General features: G+C 68.4%; 15 protein-coding genes. 2 read left to right on the top strand and 13 right to left on the bottom strand.

From position 1 onward, the window contains the following. Nucleotides 1–42: 42 nt before the first annotated feature. Nucleotides 43–2,247: a polyphosphate kinase 1 gene (ppk1, locus tag RSO68_RS11070; protein WP_315586633.1), complete on the top strand. Its 2,205-nt coding sequence runs from the start codon at nt 43–45 to the stop codon at nt 2,245–2,247. Between the two features lie 237 nt (nt 2,248–2,484). Here ppk1 and RSO68_RS11065 read toward each other — a convergent pair whose 3' ends face one another. The 10 genes from RSO68_RS11065 to rho form a co-directional block, all read right to left on the bottom strand. Then, the gene (locus tag RSO68_RS11065; RefSeq protein WP_315586632.1) at nt 2,485–4,287 is read right to left on the bottom strand and encodes a hypothetical protein; all 1,803 of its coding nucleotides are present in this window, start codon (nt 4,285–4,287) and stop codon (nt 2,485–2,487) included. 222 nt (nt 4,288–4,509) lie between these two features. Beyond that, a complete protein-coding gene (locus RSO68_RS11060; RefSeq protein ID WP_315586631.1) occupies nt 4,510–6,633 on the bottom strand; it encodes a PhoX family protein in 2,124 nt (707 codons plus the stop codon). 100 nt (nt 6,634–6,733) lie between these two features. Then, nucleotides 6,734–7,246: a DUF3087 family protein gene (locus RSO68_RS11055; RefSeq protein WP_089850300.1), complete on the bottom strand. Its 513-nt coding sequence runs from the start codon at nt 7,244–7,246 to the stop codon at nt 6,734–6,736. Between the two features lie 104 nt (nt 7,247–7,350). Further along, nucleotides 7,351–8,442, bottom strand: coding sequence for a 3-deoxy-7-phosphoheptulonate synthase (locus RSO68_RS11050; RefSeq protein WP_315586630.1), 1,092 nt, complete (start codon nt 8,440–8,442; stop codon nt 7,351–7,353). Nucleotides 8,443–8,740: 298 nt separating this feature from the next. Further along, the gene (locus RSO68_RS11045; RefSeq protein ID WP_315586629.1) at nt 8,741–8,899 is read right to left on the bottom strand and encodes a hypothetical protein; all 159 of its coding nucleotides are present in this window, start codon (nt 8,897–8,899) and stop codon (nt 8,741–8,743) included. Nucleotides 8,900–8,972: 73 nt separating this feature from the next. Next, entirely contained in the window at nt 8,973–9,101 is a 129-nt protein-coding gene (locus RSO68_RS11040; protein ID WP_281245187.1) for a hypothetical protein, read from the bottom strand. Between the two features lie 43 nt (nt 9,102–9,144). Continuing rightward, a complete protein-coding gene (gene folM / locus RSO68_RS11035) occupies nt 9,145–9,858 on the bottom strand; it encodes a dihydromonapterin reductase (protein ID WP_089850298.1) in 714 nt (237 codons plus the stop codon). After that, nucleotides 9,855–10,634 (bottom strand): NAD(P)H-flavin reductase, encoded by a 780-nt coding sequence (locus RSO68_RS11030; protein ID WP_315586628.1) that lies wholly within the window; start codon nt 10,632–10,634, stop codon nt 9,855–9,857. Before RSO68_RS11030 ends, folM begins: the two co-directional genes overlap by 4 nt. After that, nucleotides 10,631–12,127, bottom strand: coding sequence for a 4-hydroxy-3-polyprenylbenzoate decarboxylase (ubiD, locus tag RSO68_RS11025; protein WP_089850293.1), 1,497 nt, complete (start codon nt 12,125–12,127; stop codon nt 10,631–10,633). The genes RSO68_RS11030 and ubiD overlap by 4 nt, the downstream gene beginning before the upstream one ends. Nucleotides 12,128–12,214: 87 nt before the next feature. Then, the gene (gene rho / locus RSO68_RS11020) at nt 12,215–13,474 is read right to left on the bottom strand and encodes a transcription termination factor Rho (protein ID WP_089850291.1); all 1,260 of its coding nucleotides are present in this window, start codon (nt 13,472–13,474) and stop codon (nt 12,215–12,217) included. Nucleotides 13,475–13,925: 451 nt separating this feature from the next. On the opposite strand from rho, the gene ppx reads away from it, so the two are divergent. Continuing rightward, complete coding sequence (ppx, locus tag RSO68_RS11015) at nt 13,926–15,464, top strand: exopolyphosphatase (RefSeq protein ID WP_315586627.1); 1,539 nt, start codon at nt 13,926–13,928, stop codon at nt 15,462–15,464. Here ppx and tilS read toward each other — a convergent pair. From tilS to dnaE, 3 genes are all read right to left on the bottom strand, one after another. Then, nucleotides 15,453–16,760 carry a tRNA lysidine(34) synthetase TilS gene (tilS, locus tag RSO68_RS11010; RefSeq protein ID WP_315586626.1) on the bottom strand — a complete coding sequence of 436 codons (1,308 nt, stop codon included), beginning with the start codon at nt 16,758–16,760 and terminating at the stop codon, nt 15,453–15,455. The genes ppx and tilS overlap by 12 nt on opposite strands. Nucleotides 16,761–16,767: 7 nt before the next feature. Further along, nucleotides 16,768–17,721: an acetyl-CoA carboxylase carboxyl transferase subunit alpha gene (gene accA, locus RSO68_RS11005; protein WP_089850286.1), complete on the bottom strand. Its 954-nt coding sequence runs from the start codon at nt 17,719–17,721 to the stop codon at nt 16,768–16,770. A 292-nt stretch (nt 17,722–18,013) separates the two neighbouring features. Next, nucleotides 18,014–21,520: a DNA polymerase III subunit alpha gene (gene dnaE, locus RSO68_RS11000; RefSeq protein WP_315586625.1), complete on the bottom strand. Its 3,507-nt coding sequence runs from the start codon at nt 21,518–21,520 to the stop codon at nt 18,014–18,016. Nucleotides 21,521–21,697 lie beyond the last annotated feature (177 nt).

Genomic DNA, 21,697 nt, shown 5'->3' with positions numbered 1-21,697 from the left:
CGGGAGGGTCGCGCCCCTTCCGCACGCTGACAGGGAGCTCCCATGGAAGAGACGCGCGACCCCATCCCCCGCCACGATGCGGACCATCCTGCCCAGGGCGGCGAACTGCCCGAGCCGCCCGCCCCGCGCCTGAACCAGACCCGCACCGGCATCAAGCCCAAGGCCCTGCCGGACCCGGAGGCTGACCTCACCGACCCCGGCCTCTACTTCAACCGGGAGCTCTCGCACCTGCAGTTCAACGTCCGGGTGCTGGAGCAGGCCCTCGACGAGGCCCACCCGCTGCTCAACCGGCTGATGTTTCTGCTGATCTTCTCGTCGAACCTGGACGAGTTCTTCGAGATCCGCGTGGCCGGCCTGAAGCACCAGGTGCTGCTGGGCGACGAATCCACCGGCGCCGACGGCCGCTCGCCCCGCTCGGTGCTGGCCGAGATCGCGCGGATCGCCCACGAGCAGGTGACGCGCCAGTACCAGATCCTCAACGAGGTCCTGATCCCCGCCCTGGAGGCCCAGCGGCTGCGCTTTCGCCGCCGCGGCGACTGGACCGAGGCCCAGCGCGCCTGGGTGCAGGAGTATTTCGCCACCGAGATCATCCCGGTGGTCAGCCCCATCGGCCTGGACCCCTCTCACCCCTTCCCGCGGCTGGTCAACAAGAGCCTCAACTTCATCGTCCAGCTCGAGGGCAAGGACGCCTTCGGCCGCGAGGGGGGCCTGGCCATCCTGCCGGCGCCGCGCTCGCTGCCGCGGGTGATCGCCCTGCCCGAGACGCTTTGCGCGGAGGGCTTCAGTGAATACGTCTTCCTGTCGTCGATGATGCATGCTCACGCCGAGGAGGTCTTCCCCGGCATGACGGTGCTCGGCTGCTACCAGTTCCGCCTGACCCGCAACGCCGACCTGTCCGTGGACCCCGAGGAGGTCTCCGACCTCGCCTCGGCGCTGCGCGGCGAGCTGCTGTCGCGCCGCTACGGCAGCGGGGTGCGCCTGGAAGTGGCCGACAACTGCCCCGACGATCTCGCCGACTTCCTGCTGCGCCAGTTCCAGCTCGAGGAGACCGATCTGTATCGGGTCGATGGCCCGGTGAACCTGACGCGCATGATGTCGGTGCTCGATGCCGTGGAGCGCCCCGAGCTGCTCTACCGCCCCTTCACGCCGGGCCTGCCCAAGTCGCTGCTCAAGGCCGACAGCCTGCTCGGCGTGATCGCCGAGGGCGACATCCTGCTGCACCACCCCTTCCAGTCCTTCACGCCGGTGGAGAAGATGCTCGGCGAGGCCGCCCGCGACCCGGACGTGCTGGCCATCAAGCAGACCCTCTATCGCACCGGCGCCGACTCCCCCATCGTCAACGCCCTGGTGGAGGCCGCCGGCAACGGCAAGGAAGTCACGGTAGTGATCGAACTGCGGGCGCGCTTCGACGAGGCCGACAACCTGGCGCTGGCCTCGCGTCTGCAGGAGGCCGGCGCCATCGTCATCTACGGCGTGATGGCCTACAAGACCCACGCCAAGATGATGCACATCGTGCGCCGCGAACGGGGCCGGCTGCGCCACTACGCCCACTTGGGCACCGGCAACTACCACTCCAAGACCGCCCGGCTCTACACCGACTACAGCCTGCTCACCGCCGACCCGGTGCTCTGCGCCGACGTGCACAAGGTCTTCCAGCAGCTCACCGGCATGGGCCGGGCCCGGCATATCGAAAAGCTGCTGCACGCGCCCTTCACCCTGCACGAGCAGATGGTGGCGCGCATCGACCGCGAGGCCGAACATGCCCGCAAGGGCAAGCGCGCCCACCTGATCATCAAGTGCAACTCGCTCACCGAACCCAAGCTGATCCAGGCGCTCTACCGAGCGTCCCGGGCGGGGGTGGAGTGCGATCTGATCATCCGCGGCATGTGCTGCCTGCGCCCGGGGCTGCCGGGCATCTCCGAGACCATCCGGGTGCGTTCGGTGATCGGTCGTTTCCTGGAGCACACGCGCGTCTTCCACTTCCACAACGACGGCAAGTCCGAGACCTGGGGCTCCAGCGCCGACTTCATGGCGCGCAACATGTTCCACCGGGTGGAGACCTGCTTTCCGCTGCTGGACAATAAACTCGCCGCCCGGGTCCGCAAGGACCTCGAGACCTACCTGGTGGACAACTGCCAGAGCTGGCTGCTCGGCAGCGACGGCCTCTACGTCAAGCAGCAGGCCGGCGGTGCCGCGCCGATCAGCGCCCAGGAGACCCTGCTCTTCGCCTACGCCGCCCGGGCATGATGCCCGCGCCCTCTGGCCCAAACGCCGACAGGGCCCCTGTGCGGCAGGCTAAGGCCGAAGGGATACCCATCGCGCATCAGAACCGTCCTTCGATGGCGAACACGCTGCCCACGGCGGTATCGTCCAACGCTGTGCGCGCCACATAGGGCGTGACTGACAGGTGGAGGCGATCGTTGACGGCATAGGTCACGCGGGTGGATAGCACGCCTCGCGTTTGCTCGGTATCCGCGTCGAACGTCACGGTGCCGATGTAGTCCGCGGAGGCGATGAGGGTGGGATCATCGTGCGCCAGATCCTGCTCGATTTCGGCATCGACCGACCACTGCACCGCATCTGACAGCGGCATGGCGTACCGAGCTCCCGCGAAGGCGCTTGCGTCGTCTCGGCGTAGCGAAACGGAAACGCCGCCTTGCGCTCGGTAAAGGCGCGCATCTTCAGGTCGCCATGCCGCAGACCGCCGTAATAGCCAACGTGCGACCGGCCGTCGAGCGGATGCGACTGACCAAGCTCAACGGCGGCGCTCCAGCCTTCGATACGGCTATCGCCCGTCGCGGCTTCGGTAAAGCCTAAGTCCTGACGGGCGGTGTCCACGTCGTAACGGTTCGACGAGAGACTGCCGCGAAGGTACCGAGCCGCCGCTGCCCCGGTGTCGTGCCACTGCACGTATACGCCGCCACCGATATTGCCGTCACCGCGATCGACACTGCTGGGCAGATCCTCCCACAGGGCATGGCCCAGGGTGACGCCTGCCGACAGCCGATCCGTAAGCCCGTAGCCGACCGTCACGCTGCCTAGCGCATCGGTATTGCCGTCGACACCGCTCACGTCCGTCGCCGCCGAATAGCAGACGTCCCCGGCGCGGGAGACACGGCAACTATTTTGCAGCGTGTTGAGATCACGCCGGCGCAACTCCATCACCGCAAAGGCGTCATTCGCCAGCGCCGCTACGCTTCGGAGCGTACTGGCGACATCGATGATCACCGGTGACTCCGGAGGCTCATCGCTGAACTTCCACAGCGCGGCACGCTCGTCGCCGCTCGCGGTGGTGCTGCGGCCAACGATGACGGAACCATCGCCGGAGACGGCACTGGCGACGGCGGTATCCCCGCCGAGGGTTCCGATATCCTGCATGCCCTCCGCTTCCGTCCAACGAAAGGCGCGGCTATCACTGCCCGAGGAAAAGCTCTCACCAACGATGACCGCGCCGTCGTCCGACACGCCAAAAGAGAGGGAGTCGGTGTCGCCGGGCAAGACGCCGAGGCTCTGCATGCCCTGCGCCTCGGTCCAGCGGAAAGCGCGATCGTCATCGCTGGCCGTCAGGCTGAAACCGACGATCACGATGCCGTCGCCGGACACAGCCGTTGCCGACGAGAAGCTGCCGCCCAGGGAACCGAGGTCTTGCATGCCCTCGGAGGCCGTCCAGCGAAACCCGATGAAATCGCCATTCGCCCGCTCGCTTTGGCCAACGATCACGGCGCCGTTGGCCGATACATCGTTGGCGAAGGAGAACGCTCCCCCCAGAGTGCCAAGATCCACCATGCCGCTGGCAGCGGTCCAGCGGTACGCGCGGTCGACGTTGGCAGGTGTGCCGCTGAACCCCACGACCACGCTGCCGTCGGCCGAGACGCCGCTGGCCGCGGTGAAATCGCCGCCGAGACTGCCCAGGTCTTCCAGGCCGCCGGTAGCCGTCCAGCGGAAGGCCTGACTCCCGTCGGCATTCCGGCTCGTTCCGACAATCACGGCACCGTCGGCAGAGACCCCTTCTGCCGAGGAGGACGTTCCGCCCGGCAACGTGCCCAGATCCTGCATCATGCCGTCTTTCGTCCAGCGGAAGGCCCGTGTCCCCATCCCCGTGTCGCTATCGCCGACGACGACGGCTCCTCCTTGGGAGACATCGACGGCGAAGGACTCGCTGCCGCCGAGCGTACCGAGATCGGTGACGGTGAGCTCCTGAGCAAGGACGCCATGGGGCTCCAGTACGAAGAGAAGAACAGCGCCAATGCCGGCACGCAACAAAGGAACACAGCGTGTTTGGTTCATGATGACCTCGCGGCGCTTGGCAAGAGGGGATGCTCGGCGAGCGCACTCCACGGAGCACCACCGCCCCGACGCCAACCGATCATCTCTGACAGATTAGCAGGCAGCGAGAAAGAGGCCGTGGGCGATGTCGCACTGGCGTCGCGGCAGCGACCTGGCGGGCCCCTGAACGAGAAAGGCCCCTGCCGATGGCAGGGGCCTGCTTGCGAACGGAGGCGGCGAGGATCAGACGCCGATCGGCCCGCCATCGCGTTTCTGGATCACCACGGTCGCCGCCCGCGGACGCACGCTGCCCGACGCCGGCTCGGTCGCGTCCTGAGATGCCGGCCAGTTGCCCGGGTGCTGGATGTTAATGAACAGCGCCGTGCGATCCGGGGTGGCGAAGATGCCGGTCACCTCGGCGCCGTTGGGCCCCACGGCGAAGCGCTGGAGCCCCTGCTGGTTGCCCGTATTCACCACCGAAGGCGCATCCTCACCTGCCCCCAGGACGCCGGGCACCACCGCCAGCACCTGGTCGTTGGTGTGCTCGGCGACGCCTTCATAGCCGTTGTCGGTCTGGATCCACAGGATGCCCTCGCCCTCGCCGCGGTCATCGAACCACAGGCCGTCGGGGCTGGCGAACTGGTTGGCCTCGGTCAGACCGGAGAGGTTGTCGGCATCGTCGGCCGCCGCGCCGAAGACGAACACCTCCCAGTCGAAGGCCGCCACGTCGTCACGCTCTCGCCAGCGGATGATGTGCCCGGCACCGTTCTCGGCACGCGGGTTGGCGGCGTTCACCGGCGCGGTGGCGAAGCCCACGCCCGGCTCGTCGAGCGAGCCGCCATCGTTGGTATAGGTCGCCGTGCTGCCGTCGCCGGTGCGCTTACTGTTATTGGTCAGCGTGAGGTAAACCTCGCCGGAGGCCGGGTCTACGCTGGCCCACTCCGGGCGGTCCATGGGCGTGGCGCCCATCAGATCGGCGGCGTCGCAGGTGTTGACGATGATGCCGGCCAGATCATCGGCGGCCAACCCCAGCGCCTCGTGCAGGCAGCGACCATCGCGCGTGCGGGCCTGCGGCGTCAGCGGCAGCCATTCGCCGCGGCCGTCGGCCTCGAAGCGGGCGGCGTAGAGGGTGCCTTCGTCCAGATACTTCGCGCCGATGGCCAGGCGATCGTAGGCCTCGCCGGGGCGATTGGCATCGGCCGGGGCCCAGGCGGCGTCGGAGACGAACTTGTAGACGTACTCGTTGCGCGCATCGTGGCCGGAGTAGAAGACCACCGGCTTGCCCGGCACGAGCTTGCCCAGCCAGCAGCCCTCGTGACGAAAGCGCCCCAGGGCAGTGCGCTTCACGGCACGCTCGCCGCTATAGGGGTCGATCTCCACCTGGTAGCCGAAGGTGCGCGCCTCGTTGCGGTAGTCATCGAGCGCACTCGCGCCCCGCGGGGTAATGTCGAACCGCGCAAATTCCCCTTCGCGTTCGGAGGCATCGCCGGCGGAGGTCTCCCACCCATAACGGCCCCGCACGGTGGGTATGCCGATGCGGGCATCGTCGCGGAAGCGTGTTCCCGTGTTGACGAAGACGTTGGGCCAGTTCTCCTCGCAGGCCAGGTAGGTGCCCCATGGGGTGTAGCCGTTACCGCAGTTGTTGTTGGTGCCACGGCAAAGCACGCCCTCCGGCGAGAACGGCGTGCGCACATAGTCGCTGCCGGCGACGGGGCCGGACAGCTGCATGTCGCTCGCGCTGGTGAAGCGGCGGTTGTAGGGCGAGTCGGCCACATGACTCCAGTGGCCATCGGCGGAGCGCACCACCTCGACCAGGGTCACGCCGTGGGCGTTGATCTCGGTGCGCGACTCGTCGGCGGGACGAGCGCCTTCCTCGGCGTTGGTGGGCCCACCCTGAGGCGCCCAGAGCGCCTGCTGATCGATGTACTCGTTGTTGAGCGCCAGCACGAAGCGACGCGAGGCGCTCGACGACTCGAGCGCGAAGCCGTGCATGCCGTCGTGGTGCATGCCGACGCTCTCCGCCTGGCGCTTCGGGGTCATGGCCAGCCCATCGTGCCACGCCGACGCCTGATCATGCAGCGGCGTGCCCCAGGGCACCAGCACCTGGGCGGTATAGCCGGCGGGGACCACCACGGCATCGGTGCGCGAGCCGCGCACCGACTCGAAGGCGAGGCTCAGCGGCGTCTTCTTCGCGCCGCCCGACGCCAGCGCCTGGGCAGCGCCGCCGAACCCCAACATCGAGGCGGCCGCCAGCCCCAGGCCGCCGCGCATCACGCTGCGCCGGGAGACATGACGAGCGAGCACTGCGTCAAAGGGCTCATTGCTGCTGGGGTTCAAGACACGATGTTCCTCGATTTCCTTGCTCATGCTGCTCTCCTCGTCAGGGGGCGAGGCGCCGCGGGCGCCTTCGGGTCGACGAGTCGAGCCTAGATCGAGAAGGTGACAGGGCGATGACCCCAGCCACGCCCTAGCCCTTGCGGAAGGCGCTCAGGTCCTCGAGCTCGAAGCCCTCGACGCGCTCGGAAAGTCCCCTCTCGCGGCGGGCGTGACGGACCACCTCGCGCTCGGCGAGCAGCTCGGCATCGTCGTCGAGGGTGCGCCCCTCGAGCTCGGAGAGCTGGGCCATGCCCTGGTGGTAGAAGGCCAGCACCGCCAGCGCCGCCTCGTCACCCTCGCCCATGCCGCGGCGCAGGGCCGGCAGGTAGGCGCTGACCCGCGCCAGATGATGCTTGAGGCGCCAGACGTAGCGGATGCCGGCCATCCAAGGCCGCTGTCGCAGCACGGCAAAGACCAGGCTGGTGGCGGCCAGGCCCAGCAGCACGCCCAGGGCATTGATCCAGAGGCTGCCGCCGAAGGCCGCGACGAGCAGCTGCGAGAACAGCAGCCCGAAGACGATCAGCTGGCCGGCCATGGCCAGGCCCGTCAGGCGGGAGAGGCGGCGGTAGGTGGCGGGATCATGGTGTTCGAAGCGAAACGTCATGGAGGACCTGTGCGAAGAGAGACGATGCGGCGATTATCCGCACATCGCCTCCCCGGGTACAGGCGCGGCCCTTCTTGCAATCGCCCGGGGCCGCTCGGCTTTCTTTACTCGCCCGGCGCCGCTCGCCGCAGGCGCTGCGCCGCGGTCGTCAGCAGGTGCTCGGTGGTCTCCCAGCCGATGCAGGCGTCGGTCACCGAGACGCCGTAGCGCTGGCGCCCCGGGGCGAGCGGCTGCTTGCCCTCGTGGAGGTGGCTCTCGATCATCAGGCCCACCAGCGAGGCGTCGCCGGCCTCGCGCTGACCCAGCACGTCGAGCAGCACCTCGCTCTGACGGCGGTGATCCTTGCGGGCGTTGGCATGGCTGCAGTCGACCATGATCCGCGGGGCGAGGCCGGCCGCCTCAAGGGTGCGCCGCGCCGAGCGGACATGGGCGGCCGAGTAGTTGGGCTCGCCATGGCCGCCACGCAGCACCAGGTGGGTGTGGGGATTGCCGTCGGTCTCGCGGACCATGGGCCGGCCATCCTCGGCCATCGCGAAGTGGCGATGGGGATGCGCGGCGGACTGCATGGCATCCAGGGCGACCTGCAGCTCACCGCCGGTACCGTTCTTGAAGCCGACCACGGCCTCCAGGCCGCTGGACACCTCGCGGTGCAGCTGCGACTCGGTGGTGCGGGCGCCGATCGCCACCCAGGCGAGCAGGTCGTCCAGGTAGGGCGCCAGCATCGGCTGCAGCAGCTCGGTGGCCACCGGCAGGCCGAGCGCGGCGATGTCGCGCATCAGCTTGCGAGAAGCGTGCAGGCCACGCGCCATGTCGCCGCTGCCGTCCAGGTCGGGGTCGTAGGCGAGCCCCTTCCAGCCCACGGTGGTGCGCGGCTTCTCGACGTAGACGCGCATCACGATCAGCAGCCGATCGGCGACCCTCGGCGCCAGCTCGGCCAGGCGGCGCGCATAGTCCAGCGCGGCCTCGGGGTCGTCAACGGAACAGGGCCCGACCACCACCAGCAGGCGGTCATCGTGACCGTCGAGAATGGCGCGGATCGCCCGACGGTGAGCCGCCACCTGCTCGGCGAGCGCGGGGGCGAGCGGAAGCGTGTGGCGCAGCTCGCCCGGGGTGGGCAGCGAGGCGGCGGGCGTCCCGGCATCGGACGTCGGGGCGGCCTGGTGCGGGGCGGGGTCCAGCGAAACGGGGGCATTCATGGTCATCAACTCCGGGTAGCGATCGTACATCGTGTCTGTCGGGAGCCACCGATCTCGCTACGGTCGGGCGTGGCAGAGTGAGCCGACCGCAGCTCGCTAAATCGCCAATAGCCGTAATAGCCCACGAAGCCCCGGGTCAGGCGAATGGCGATGGATGCGGTCATGATCTCTCTCCTTGTCTGTCGTCGATGGTGTCGAATGCCGTGAAACGCAGAACCCCCGGGCGGGGTTGCCGTCCGGGGGTTCTGGGAGGAGGCAACCCGGTGGGCGTGCCTCGTGACGCTGTCCTTGGTGCGGCTCAGGACATGGCCACCGGCACACCGGTGATAAACCAGTAGCCATACCAGCCCTGGAAGCCCTGCAGCTCCGCCTCGCCGACCCGGGCGCCCTCGCACGCACCGTCGCGACGCGGGGCGTCGTCGAGGCAGCGAAGGGTCGGGTACGGGGCGGGTGTCATGGTCATCTCCTGAGCGATATTGCCATCGTGCCGTATCGGGGCGGCCTCGGCAAGGGGCGGCGCGCGACGGCGATCAGCCGGTCGCGAGCTGGACCCAGCCGATGGTGGCCGGCAGAGCGCTCATGCCCAGCAGCACCGCCAGGCCCAGGAAGACGGCCAGCAGGCCGCTGTCATCCTTGAAGTTCTCGTCGTGTCCCGCCATGTCGTTATCCTCTTCGGGGTTGTCATCAGGGGTGTCGGCCATTCTAGCGAAGATGCCGCCCGCCATCGACTGGCAGGGTGATGCCCGTCACGAAGCGGTTGTCGAGCAGGTAGCGCAGGCTCTGATAGATCACGCCGGGCCCGGGAATCATCTCCATGGCCGACTTGGCGCGCGCCTTCTCGGCGTAGGCCTCGTCGTCGCCCTGGTTGAGCATGATCATCGCCGGGGCGATGGCGTTGACCTGGACCTTCGGCGCGAACATGGCCGCAAAGGAGAGCGTCAGGTTATCCAGCCCCGCCTTGGTGGCGGCGTAGGCGGCGTGCTTGCGAGAGCCCTTCTGCACCACGTAGTCGGTCAGGTGCACGATGTCGCGCTGGGGCTCGCTGCACGCCTCGAGCAGCTCGCGGGCGTGCAGGTTGATCAGGTAGGGCGCCAGCATGTGCACGCGAAACAGCCGCTCGAAGTTGGCGCCGGCATCGTCGCCGCTGCTGTCCGGCGCCCAGTCGCTGGCGTTGTGGACGATGGCGCGCAGCGAGGAGGTCTCGGCCTTGAGCCGCTCGAGGAAATCCATGATGCCCGCCTCGCTCGAGAAGTCTGCCGGCAGGGTAACGATGCCCTGGGCGCGCAGCGCCTCGAGTTCCTCGCGCTCACGCCGATAGCTGATGATCACCGGATGGCCGTCGTCGCGCAGGCGCTCCGCGCAGTGGCGCCCCAGGCGCTGGGCCCCGCCGGTAATCAGGATCGGCGAGGCGCTCATGAACCGCCCTCTCGCAACAGGCTGCCCGCGGTGGGCACGATGGGATCGCGGGGGGCGTAGGCGAAGACGTCCGAGAAGACTCGCGAGGCCTCGAGGCCCAATGAGGCCAGCACGTCGACGCAGGCGTAGACCATGCCCGGCGAACCGGAGACGTAGACATCGTGGCCGGAGACGTCCTCGAGGCCGGTCGCCAACGCCCGATCGATGCGGTCATGATGGGCGTGAACGTGCGCTCCTTCGATGGCCTGCTCCGGCGGGACCTCGGTCACGACGTGGAAGCGCAGGTTGGCATGCCCCTCCGCCCACTCGCGGGGCAGGCGCTCCAGGTAGAGGTCACGGCGCTCACGGGCCGCCCACCAGAGATCGATCTCCCGATCGGGGTCCTGGTGCAGGGCCGCCTCGGCGATTGCCTTCATCTGCGAGAAGCCGGTGCCGGCGGCGACCAGCAGCAGCGGGCGCGTGCTGTCCGGGTCCAGCACGCAATCGCCACCGGGCAGGCGCACGGTCAGCCGCTCGGCGACCTGCATCAGCTCGCGCAGCCGCGCGGAGTTGTCGCGCTCCGGCCAGTGCTGGATGTGCAGCTCGATCGTGCCATCGCCGGCGTGGGCGTTGGCGATGGAGAACGGCACCCAGATGTCCTCGGCGAGTTTGAGCTCCAGGTACTGGCCGGGGTCGTGGGCCACGGCCTCGGCGCGGCCCTCGAGCTGGACGCGGAAGACGTCCGGGGTGAGGTCCTCGACCTCGGTGACCAGGCAGGTCAGGGTCCTTGGCGTCATGAATGCCTCGTGTCGTTATCAGGAGAAAGCGTGATGCCCAGGTCGTTCCAGCGCTCGCTGACGCGGGCCTTGACGGCCTCGTCCATGACGATGGGCGTGCCCCACTCGCGATCGGTCTCGCCGCGCCACTTGTTGGTGGCGTCCAGGCCCATCTTGGAGCCCAGGCCGGCCACGGGAGAGGCGAAATCCAGATAGTCGATGGGGGTGTTCTCCACCATCACGGTGTCCCGGGCGGGATCCATGCGGGTGGTGATGGCCCAGATCACGTCCTTCCAGTCGCGGGCGTCGACGTCGTCGTCGAGCACCACCACGAACTTGGTGTACATGAACTGGCGCAGGAAGCTCCACACGCCCATCATCACCCGCTTGGCATGCCCTGGGTACTGCTTCTTCATGGTCACCACCGCCATGCGGTAGGAGCAGCCCTCGGGCGGCAGGTAGAAGTCGACGATCTCGGGGAACTGGCGACGCAGGATCGGCACGAACACCTCGTTGAGGGCCAGCCCCAGGATCGCCGGCTCGTCGGGCGGCCGGCCGGTGTAGGTGGAGTGGTAGATGGCGTTCTCGCGCATGGTCATGCGCGTCACCGTGAACACCGGGAACTGTTCGACCTCGTTGTAGTAGCCGGTGTGGTCGCCATAGGGCCCCTCGGGCGCCCTGTCGTCCGGATAGATGAAGCCCTCGAGGATGATCTCGGCGGAGGCCGGCACCTGCAGGTCGGCGTGGCCGCACTTGACGAGCTCGGTGCGCGAGCCGCGCAAGAGCCCGGCGAAGGCGTACTCGGATAGGCTGTCCGGTACCGGGGTCACGGCGCCGAGGATGGTGGCCGGATCGGCGCCCAGCGCCACCGCCACCGGGAAGGGCTCGCCGGGATGCGCCTTCTGGAACTCCTGGAAATCGAGCGCCCCGCCGCGGTGGGAGAGCCAGCGCATGATCAGCCGGTTCTTGCCGAGCTTCTGCTGGCGGTAGATGCCGAGGTTCTGGCGGGTCTTCTGGGGGCCGCGGGTGATCACCAGCGGCCAGGTGACCAGCGGCGCGGCATCCCCGGGCCAGCAGTGCTGGATCGGCAGGCGATCGAGGTCGACCTCGTCGCCCTCATAGACGAGCGCCTGGACCGGGGCCCGGCGCACCGTCTTGGGCCCCATGCTCATTATCTGCTTGAAGATCGGCAGCTTGCTCCAGGCATCGCGGAAGCCCTTGGGTGGCTCCGGCTCCTTGAGGAAGGCCAGCAGTTCGCCTACCTCGCGCAGCGCGGCCACCGAGTCCTGCCCCATGCCCATGGCCACCCGCTTCGGCGTGCCGAACAGATTGCCGAGCAGCGGCATGTCGTGGCCCTTGACGTTCTCGAACAGCAGGGCCGGCCCGCCGGCCCGCAGGGTGCGATCGCAGATCTCGGTGATCTCGAGATAGGGGTCCACCTCGGCGGTGACGCGCGTGAGCTCGCCCTGCTCCTCGAGCACCGCGATGAACTCGCGAAGGTCCTGATACTTCATTAGGATATCCCGCTCCAAAACGAGGAAGGGGCAGCATAGCATGCTGCCCCTTCCCGATACCGCCTGGCCCGCTCGGTCCGAGCAACCTCAGCGGCGCTTCATGGCCTCGAAGAACTCCAGGTTGGTCTTGGTATCCTTCAGGCGGTCGATCAGGAACTCGGTGGCGGCCGTATCCTCCATGGGATTGAGCAGCTTGCGCAGGATCCACATGCGCTGCATCTCGTCCTCGGAGGCGATCAGGTCCTCGCGGCGGGTGCCGCTGCGGCGAATGTTCATCGCCGGGTAGACGCGACGCTCGGCCAGCTTGCGGTCGAGGTGGGCCTCCATGTTGCCGGTGCCCTTGAACTCCTCGAAGATCACCTCATCCATCTTGGAGCCAGTGTCGACCAGCGCCGTGGCGATGATGGTCAGGCTGCCGCCCTCCTCGATGTTACGCGCCGCGCCGAAGAAGCGCTTGGGCTTCTCCAGGGCGTGGGCGTCGACGCCGCCGGTCAGCACCTTGCCGGAGCTCGGCACCACGGTGTTGTAGGCGCGAGCCAGACGCGTGATGGAGTCGAGCAGGATCACCACGTCCTTCTTGTGCTCGACCAGGCGCTTGGCCTTCTCGATGACCATCTCGGCCACCTGCACGTGACGGGCCGGCGGCTCGTCGAAGGTCGAGGCCACCACCTCGCCGCGCACCGTGCGCGACATCTCCGTCACCTCCTCGGGGCGCTCGTCGATCAGCAGCACGATCAGGTGGCACTCGGGATTATTGCGGGTGATGGAGGTGGCGATGTTCTGCAGCATCAGGGTCTTGCCCGCCTTGGGCGGGGAGACCAGCAGGCCGCGCTGACCCTTGCCGATGGGTGCAGTGAGGTCGATGATCCGGGCGGTGAGATCCTCGGTGGAGCCGTTGCCGATCTCCATGCGCAGCCGCTCCTGAGGGAACAGCGGCGTGAGGTTCTCGAAGAGGATCTTGTGCTTGGCGTTCTCCGGCTTGTCGAAGTTGATCTCGCTGACCTTCAACAGCGCGAAGTAGCGCTCCCCCTCCTTCGGCGGACGAATCTTGCCGGAAATGGAGTCGCCCTTGCGCAGGTTGAAGCGGCGAATCTGCGACGGCGAGACATAGATGTCATCGGGGCCGGCCAGGTAGGAGCTGTCGGCGCTGCGCAGGAAGCCAAATCCGTCCTGCAGGATCTCCAGCACGCCATCACCGAAGATCGGCTCACCGCTCTTGGCATGCTTCTTGAGGATGGCGAAGATGATGTCCTGCTTGCGGGAGCGCGCCAGATTGTCGATGCCCATCTCGCGGGCAAGCTCCAGAAGCTCCGGAACTGGCTTTTGCTTGAGTTCGGTAAGATTCATCGGTGTGTTCAGAATTTGCTCGTGGAAGCCGGGCGGCAGTGCGCCGTGAGGAAAGACAGGAGGCGAGACGATGACGCCCTGTGGATGCGTTCAGAGCCCGGACAGGCTACCTCTCGTCGTGAAGCATCGAATGGCCTGGGCGGGCAGCCGCCTTGAACAGGGGTGCCGGGCCGATATCGGAAGCGAGGAAGCAGGTTCGTTTTCGCCTGATCAGCGATGTCGGGCACGGGGCCGGGATCGCAGGCTGAAGCAGTGGGCTGTCTGACGACTTGGATACTGACCGCGACGGAAACGCCGTGGAACGGTCGTGAAGCATTCGGAACAGGCGAACGCCTCGATATTAGTCAAGGGCGCCAGCAAACGCAAGCCCTGCCGCGGCGGCCATCACGGGGCAATTGACAACGCCGGACACCGCCCGCAACCTCTTTTCCATCACCCATCAGGACGCGCCATGACAGTGCCAACGGACCGGTTCTCCGCCACCGCGAGCGACCCCGCGACCGCCGCCGAGCCCCGCCGCCTCGCCGCCATCGACCTCGGCTCCAACAGCTTCCACCTGCTGGTCGCCAACTACCAGGACGACCGGCTGCAGGTGGTCGCCCGGCTGGGCGAGAAGGTGCAGCTGGCCGCCGGACTCGACGAGGACGGCGTGCTGCGCGAGGACGCCATGACCCGGGCACTGGACTGTCTGGCCCGCTTCGCCCCCTTCCTCGAGGGCATCGCCCGCCGTGACCTGCGCGTCGTCGGCACCAATGCCCTGCGCGATGCGCGCAACAGCCAGGCGCTGATCGAACGCGCCGAGGCTCTGCTGGGGAGCCGTATCGAGATCATCGCCGGCCGCGAGGAGGCGCGCCTGATCTATCTGGGCGCGGCCCATGCGGTAGCCGAGGACGGCCGCCGACTGATCGTCGATATCGGCGGCGGCTCCACGGAGTTCATCATCGGCGAGCACTTCGAGCCGCTGGCCCTGGAGAGCCTGCGGATGGGCTGCGTGACCTTCACGCGGCGCTTCTTCGACGACGGCGAGATCAGCGAGAAACGCATGCGCCGCGCGGAACTGGCCGCCCTCTCGGAGCTGGCCAACATCCAGCGGCCCTACCAGCGCCTGGGCTGGAGCGACCCCGTAGGCTCCAGCGGCACCATCAAGGCCGCCGCCGCGGTGATCGCGGCGGCCGGCCAGGGACCCGAGGGGGTGATCACCCGCGACGGACTGGCGAACCTGCGCCGCCAGCTGATCAAGTGCAAGCAGCTGGACAGGGTCGACCTGCCCGGGCTCAAGGCCGACCGCTCGCGGATCTTTCCCGCGGGCATCGCGATCCTCGGCGCCATCTTCGAGGCCTTCGACCTCGAGCAGATGCGCTACGCCGACGGCGCCCTGCGCGAGGGCGTGCTCTACGACATGGTGGGCCGCCACAGCCCCGAGGATTCACGGTTCAAAACCCTGGACGGCCTGGCCCGCAACTACCGGGTGGACGCACGCCAGGCCGAGAATGTGGCCGCTACGGCCCAGGCGCTCTGCGAGCAGGTCCGCGAAAAATGGGCGCTGGACGACGACGAGGTCCGTTTCCTCGACTGGGCGAGCCGGCTCCACGAGATCGGCCTGGCCGTCTCACACAGCCAGTTTCATCGCCACGGCGCCTACCTGCTGGAGCACTCCGACCTGGCCGGCTTCTCGCGCCCGGAGCAGCGGCTGCTGGCCTTCCTGGTGCGCGCCCATCGGCGCAAGTTCCCGGTCAAGGAGTGGCAGGCGCTGCCCGCGAGCGAGCAGCGCTCCCACGCGCGGCTGGCCCGCCTGCTGCGCCTGGCCGTGCTGATCAATCACTCGCGTCCCGAGCAGCCGCCCGGCGTGCCGCGACTCGACGCCAACGGCGAGGCGCTGCATCTGACGCTCGCCCCCCAGGAGGACCCGGCCCTGCTGCTCAACGATCTGGAGCAGGAGGTCGACTACCAGGCGGCCGCCGGCTTCACGCTGACGCTGTCACGCGACTGACCAGCCCTCGGCCACCAGCCGCCAGTCATCCGACGGCGCCAGGACCGCCACCGCCTCCTCGCCGTGATGGACCACCAGCAGCCGCCCGCGCTCCCAGGGCGGCACGTCGAGTTCCTGCAGCAGCCGCTTGAGGTCGCGTCGCCCGCGACCGGCCAGGCGCAGGCGCTCGCCGCCGCCGCGCGGCGCCACTCTCAAGGAAACCGCGGCGCCGTCGTCCCGACGCAGCGTGACGTCCCATTCGCCCAGCGACGTGGCGAGCGGTGTCTGCCCGTCCCATGCCACCGGACACTCCAGCAACCACCCGCCCCGCCCGTCGTCAGACGCTCCCTCCTCGACCGGGGTCAGCAGGTAGAGATGACTCCGCCAGACGCGCGCCTCGGCGCCGGGCCAGGCCACCCGAACCTCGCTGTCCGCGCGGGCGTCGAGCTGATCGAGCAGCGACGCGAGGCGCCGGGCGGGCGGGGTCGCAAGGCCGAGGCATTGGCAGGCATGGCGGATCAGCAGCCGGCGACGCGGGGCGGAGAGCGCCGAGAGCCCCGCCACAGGCAATCGGGCGGGGTCGTCGCCCAGGCGCTCGAGGTCCAGTGCGGCGAGCTCGTCGAGCAGGCCATCGGCCTCGCCGGCCAGCGCCGCGCTGCGCGCGAGGCTCCGATGAGCCGCGGTCCAGCGGGTCTCGAGCAGCGGCAGCACGCGGTGGCGCAGGAAGTTGCGATCCAGGCTCTCGTCGGCGTTGGTGGGATCCTCCACCCAGGCGAGCCCGCAGCGCCTCGCCTCGGCCTCGAGCGTGGCCCGCGATGCGCCGAGCAGCGGACGCGCCAGGCGATGCCCTCGCCCGTCGCGGCCTGCCGGCATGCCGGCCAGGCCGCGCACCCCGCTGCCTCGCAGGGCGGCGAGCAGCAGGGTCTCGGCCTGATCGTCCGCGTGCTGGGCCAGCCATAGGGTCTCACCCGGCGCCAGGCGCCGGGCGAAGGCCGCATAGCGCGCCTCGCGGGCCGCCGCTTCGCAGCCCTGGCCGGCGGACGGATCGACATCGACGCGCTCGATCCACAGCGGCACGCCGAGCCGCGAGGCGAGTCGTCGGCAGTGGCGCTCGAAGTCGTCGGCGGCGGCCTGCAGGCCGTGATGCACGTGCAGCGCATGCAGCGGGCGGGGGTGGCGGCGGCAGGCGGCCGCCGCCAGGGTCAGCAGCAGCGAGGAGTCCAGGCCTCCCGACAGGGCGACCCAGACACCACGCCCCGGCGGGGTATCCGCCAGGGCGTCGTCGATCAGGGGCTGCAGCGCGCCTGTGTCGCGCATCGAGGGCCTACACCGGGGCGCCGTAGCTCATCAGGCGCTCATAGCGGCGCTCGAGCATCGTCTCCGTGTCCATTGCCTCGAGACGCTCGAGACTCGCCAGCAGCGAGGCCTTGATCCGTTCGCCGGTGGTCACCGGATGGCGGTGGGCGCCGCCCAGCGGCTCCGCGATCAGGGTATCGACCAGGCCCAGCTCCTTGAGGCGCTCGGCGGTAATGCCCATGGCCTGGGCCGCATCGGGCGCCTTCTCGGCGCTCTTCCACAGGATGGAGGCGCAGCCCTCGGGGGAGATCACCGAGTAGGTGGAGTACTGCAGCATGGCGAGCTCATCGCAGACGCCGATGGCGAGCGCCCCGCCGGAGCCGCCCTCGCCCACCACGGTGGCGAGAATCGGCGTCTTGAGCCGCGACATCACCGCCAGGTTGTAGGCGATGGCCTCGGACTGGCCGCGCTCCTCGGCGTCGATGCCGGGATAGGCGCCGGGGGTGTCGATGAAGGTCAGCACCGGCATCTTGAAGCGCTCGGCCATCTCCATCAGCCGGCACGCCTTGCGATACCCCTCGGGGCGCGGCATGCCGAAGTTGCGGCGCACCTTCTCCTTCACGTCGCGGCCCTTCTGGTGGCCAATGACCATCACCGGCTTGTCGTCCAGCCGCGCGATGCCCCCGACGATGGCGGCATCGTCGGCGAAGTGGCGATCGCCGTGGAGCTCGTCGAAGTCGGTGAAGACGTGCTCGAGATAGTCCAGGGTGTAGGGCCGCTGGGGATGCCGCGACAGCTGGGAGACCTGCCAGGGAGAGAGATCCCTGAAGATCGACTCGGTGAGCTTGCGGCTCTTCTCCTCGAGACGACCGATCTCGTCGCTGAGATTGACCTGGCTGTCGTTGCCGACCAGCCGCAGCTCCTCGATCTTGGCCTGGAGCTCGGCAATGGGCTGTTCGAAGTCGAGATAGTTCGGATTCATTGGCCAGACGCCTTGTCGTGTTTCACCGCCCCTCCCACGCGGGAGGGCGATGCCAAAAAAATAAGCGTGGCAGGCATTATCGCACCCTCAACGCAAGGCGCAAGGCAACAGCGAGCGGGTACAAGCGCGGCTCAGGGCTAACCCGGCGACAGGCTTACGTGGAGGCGCTGTAAACCCCTCCCTGGGCGCTACCTCGGCCATCCATGGTCCTCGGACCTCCACTTCAGCCTGTCCCCGGCGCCCTCGCCGGCATCATGCGGACCACAGCACGCTGCTGTCGCCCACCGCCGGTCTAGCGGTACTTCAGCCGCACGCCATCCTGACCCTGCACCTCACGCAGCCCCGTCAGCAGCTCATCGGAGGGGATGACGCGCCACTGCTCGGCAAGCTCCATCCAGCCCGTGGCCTCGGCGTTTCGATAGCGCAGCCGCACCGGCAGGCCCGCCTCGTCGCAGTAGGGCGCGAGGCTCGCGCGCAGGCTGTCGACCAGGCGGCCGTTGAGGCGACCACCGTCCAGGGAGAGCTCCACCGCCTGTCCGAAGCGGCTGCGCGCCTCGACCATGGGGGTGACCTCCTTGCCGCGCAGCCGCAGGCCGCCGGAGTAGTCGTCGCTTGAGACCTCGCCCTCGACGATCATCACCTGGTCGGCCTCGAGCCGGCCGCGCAGCTGATCGAAGAGCTCGCCGAACAGCGACGCCTCGATGCGCCCGGTGCGATCGTCCAGGGTGATGAAGGCCATGGTGTCGCCGCGCTTGGACTTCATGGTGCGCACGCCGACCACCAGCCCGGCCACCCGCTGGGGCTCCCGCGACGGCTTGAGATCGCCGATGCGGGTCGAGACGAAGCGGGCGAGTTCCTGCTCGTACTCGTCGATGGGGTGCCCGGTGAGATAGAGCCCCAGGGTGTCCTTCTCGCCGGCCAGGCGCTCCTTGTCGGTCCACTCCCGGACCTGGCGATAGTCGCCGTAGGCGTCCTGCTGCTCCTCTTCCGGCGCGGCGAAGGCCTCGCCGAACATGTCGACCATGCCGAGGTTCTGGTTGGTCTGGTTCTGGGCCGCGGCCTTGAGGGCGTCTTCCAGCGCCGCGGTAAGCACCGCGCGGCTCGGCCCCAGGGTATCCAGCGCCCCGGAGCGGATCAGCGCCTCCAGGGTGCGCTTGTTCATGCGCTTGGGATCGACCCGACGGCAGAAGTCGAAGAGATCCGCGAAGGGGCCGCCCGCCTCGCGGGCCTCGACGATGGCGCCGACCGGGCCCTCGCCGACGCCGCGGATCGCACCCAGGCCATAGACCACTCGCGCCTGCTCATCGACGGTAAACTTGTAGCCGCCGACGTTGACATCCGGCGGGGTCACCGTGAGCCCCAGGTGGCGACACTCCTCGATCAGCGGCACCACCTTGTCGAGGTTGTCCATCTCGGTGGACATCACCGCGGCCATGAAGGGCCCGGGATAGTGCGCCTTGAGCCAGGCGGTCTGGTAGGAGACCAGCGCATAGGCCGCCGAGTGCGACTTGTTGAAGCCGTAACCGGCGAACTTCTCCACCAGGTCGAAGATGTTGCCGGCGAGATCCTTATCGATGCCGTTGGTCGCGCAGCCCTCCATGAAGCCCGCGCGCTGCTTGGCCATCTCCTCGGGCTTCTTCTTGCCCATGGCGCGACGCAGCATGTCGGCCTGGCCCAGGCTGTAGCCGGCCATCACCTGGGCGATCTGCATCACCTGCTCCTGGTAGAGGATGATGCCGTAGGTGGGGCCGAGCACTGGCTTCAGGAGCTCATGCTGGTAGTCCGGGTGCGGATACGAGATCTCCGCCCGGCCGTGCTTGCGGTTGATGAAGTCGTCGACCATGCCCGACTGCAGCGGGCCGGGGCGGAACAGCGCCACCAGGGCGATCATGTCCTCCAGCGAATCGGGCAGCAGGCGCTTGATCAGCTCCTTCATGCCGCGGGATTCGAGCTGGAAGACCGCCGTGGTCTCGGCCTTCTTGAGCATCTCGAAGGTCGGGGCGTCGTCCAGCGGGATGGTGTCGATGTCCAGTGCGCCCTGCCCCTCGACGGCGCGCACCTTGTCGACCATCTCCAGCGCCCAGTCGATGATGGTCAGGGTGCGCAGGCCCAGGAAGTCGAACTTGACCAGGCCCGCGTCCTCGATGTCGTTCTTGTCGAACTGCACCACCAGGCCGTTGCCCTCCTCGTCGCAGAGCAGCGGCGAGAAGTCGGTGAGTTTGGTCGGCGCGATCACCACGCCCCCGGCGTGCTTGCCGGTGCCCCGGGTGATGCCCTCGAGCTTCTTCGCCATCTCCCAGATCTCGGCGGCCTCCTCGTCGGCCTCGAGGTACTCCTTGAGGGCAGGCTCCGTCTCGATGGCCTTGGCCAGCGTCATGCCGACCTCGAAGGGGATCAGCTTGGAGAGCTTGTCGCCGAGCGAGTAGGGCTTGCCCTGGGCGCGCGCCACGTCGCGCACCACCGCCTTGGCGGCCATGGTGCCGAAGGTGACGATCTGCGAGACGGCATCGCGGCCGTAGCGGTCGGCCACGTAGTCGATGACCCGATCGCGCTTCTCCATGCAGAAGTCGACGTCGAAGTCGGGCATCGAGACCCGCTCGGGGTTCAGGAAGCGCTCGAACAGCAGATCGTAGCCGATGGGATCGAGGTCGGTGATCTTCTGCGCATAGGCCACCAGCGAGCCGGCACCGGAACCGCGCCCCGGGCCCACCGGGACGTCGTTGTCCTTGGCCCACTGGATGAAGTCCATCACGATCAGGAAATAGCCGGGGAAGCCCATCTGGATGATGATGTTGAGCTCGAAGTCGAGGCGCTCGCGGTAGCGGGCGTCGATCTCGGCGTACTCCTGGCCGTCCCTCGGGTAGCGCTCGGCCGGAAAGAGGAAGTCCAGGCGCTCGGTCAGGCCGTCGTGGGAGATCTTGCGGAAGAACTCGTCCTGGGTCAGCCCCTCGGGGATCTCGAACTCGGGCAGGAAGATCTCGCCCAGGCGCACGTCGACGTTGCAGCGCGCGGCGATCATGCCGCTGTTCTCGATGGCCTCGGGGATATCGGCGAAGAGCTCGGCCATCTCCTCGGGGCTCTTGAGGTACTGCTCCTCGGTGTAGCGCCGCTCGCGGCGCTTGTCGTCCAGCGCCTTGCCCTCGCCGATGGCCACCCGGGTCTCGTGAGCCCAGAAGTCCTCGCGCTCGAGGAAGCGCACGTCGTTGGTGGCCACCACCGGGGTGCCGGTCTCGATGGCAAGCTCCACCGAGAGGTGTACGCAGTCTTCTTCCAGGGCGCGGCCGGTGCGGGTCAGCTCCAGGTAGAAGCGCCCCGGGAAGGCGGCGTTCCACGCCTCGAGCAGCTCGCGCGCCTCGTCGTGATGGTCGCTCAGCAGATGGCGCCCCACCTCCCCTTCCCGGCCGCCGGAGAGCGCGATCAGCCCCTCGCTCTGCTCCAGCACCCAGGCCTTGTCGAGCAGCGCCTGGCCCTGGCGCTGGCCGTGCATCCAGCCCCGGGAGATCAGCTCGGTGAGGTTGCGATAGCCGGTGTCGTCCATGGCCAGCAGGGTCAGGCGATAGGGGTGCGCCTCGTCGTGGGGATTGGCGAGCCACAGGTCGCTGCCGATGATCGGCTTGAGCCCGGCGCCCTGGGCGCCCGTGTAGAACTTGACCAGACCGAAGAGGTTGGCCTCGTCGGTCAGCGTCACGGCCGGCAGGTCCTGGGCCACGGCGGCCTTGATCAGCGGCTTGAGACGCACCAGGCCGTCGACCAGGGAGAATTCGCTGTGCACGCGGAGATGTACGAAGGGTGCGGTCATGACGGACTCGTTACTTGGCAGTGAAGGGGCGACAAGAGAGCTCAGTATGGCAGCCAAACGCTGCCGGGCAGCGGGGGACCGGCCGGAGAGGAGGTCTTTTGCCATGGATGGCAAAAGTAGCGCCCATGGAGGGGGTCACAGCGCCTCCTCGCAGGCCGATCCGCCGGTGTCCTCGTT

This window comes from Halomonas saccharevitans, from assembly GCF_032333995.1.
Lineage (GTDB): Bacteria > Pseudomonadota > Gammaproteobacteria > Pseudomonadales > Halomonadaceae > Halomonas > Halomonas saccharevitans.
Note: the sequence above shows the minus strand (reverse complement) of the source record. Positions and strands in the feature narration are given on the sequence as shown.

Excerpts from the sequence above, each read along its gene's own strand:
- ppx (WP_315586627.1), top strand. The coding sequence starts at position 13,926 with ATGACAGTGCCAACGGACCGGTTCTCCGCCACCGCGAGCGACCCCGCG.
- RSO68_RS11055 (WP_089850300.1), bottom strand. The coding sequence starts at position 7,246 with ATGACGTTTCGCTTCGAACACCATGATCCCGCCACCTACCGCCGCCTC.
- rho (WP_089850291.1), bottom strand. The coding sequence starts at position 13,474 with ATGAATCTTACCGAACTCAAGCAAAAGCCAGTTCCGGAGCTTCTGGAG.
- tilS (WP_315586626.1), bottom strand. The coding sequence starts at position 16,760 with ATGCGCGACACAGGCGCGCTGCAGCCCCTGATCGACGACGCCCTGGCG.
- ppk1 (WP_315586633.1), top strand. The coding sequence starts at position 43 with ATGGAAGAGACGCGCGACCCCATCCCCCGCCACGATGCGGACCATCCT.
- RSO68_RS11060 (WP_315586631.1), bottom strand. The coding sequence starts at position 6,633 with ATGAGCAAGGAAATCGAGGAACATCGTGTCTTGAACCCCAGCAGCAAT.
- RSO68_RS11040 (WP_281245187.1), bottom strand. The coding sequence starts at position 9,101 with ATGGCGGGACACGACGAGAACTTCAAGGATGACAGCGGCCTGCTGGCC.
- ubiD (WP_089850293.1), bottom strand. The coding sequence starts at position 12,127 with ATGAAGTATCAGGACCTTCGCGAGTTCATCGCGGTGCTCGAGGAGCAG.
- accA (WP_089850286.1), bottom strand. The coding sequence starts at position 17,721 with ATGAATCCGAACTATCTCGACTTCGAACAGCCCATTGCCGAGCTCCAG.
- RSO68_RS11065 (WP_315586632.1), bottom strand. The coding sequence starts at position 4,287 with ATGAACCAAACACGCTGTGTTCCTTTGTTGCGTGCCGGCATTGGCGCT.
- RSO68_RS11030 (WP_315586628.1), bottom strand. The coding sequence starts at position 10,634 with ATGACGCCAAGGACCCTGACCTGCCTGGTCACCGAGGTCGAGGACCTC.
- RSO68_RS11050 (WP_315586630.1), bottom strand. The coding sequence starts at position 8,442 with ATGAATGCCCCCGTTTCGCTGGACCCCGCCCCGCACCAGGCCGCCCCG.
- folM (WP_089850298.1), bottom strand. The coding sequence starts at position 9,858 with ATGAGCGCCTCGCCGATCCTGATTACCGGCGGGGCCCAGCGCCTGGGG.
- dnaE (WP_315586625.1), bottom strand. The coding sequence starts at position 21,520 with ATGACCGCACCCTTCGTACATCTCCGCGTGCACAGCGAATTCTCCCTG.
- RSO68_RS11045 (WP_315586629.1), bottom strand. The coding sequence starts at position 8,899 with ATGACACCCGCCCCGTACCCGACCCTTCGCTGCCTCGACGACGCCCCG.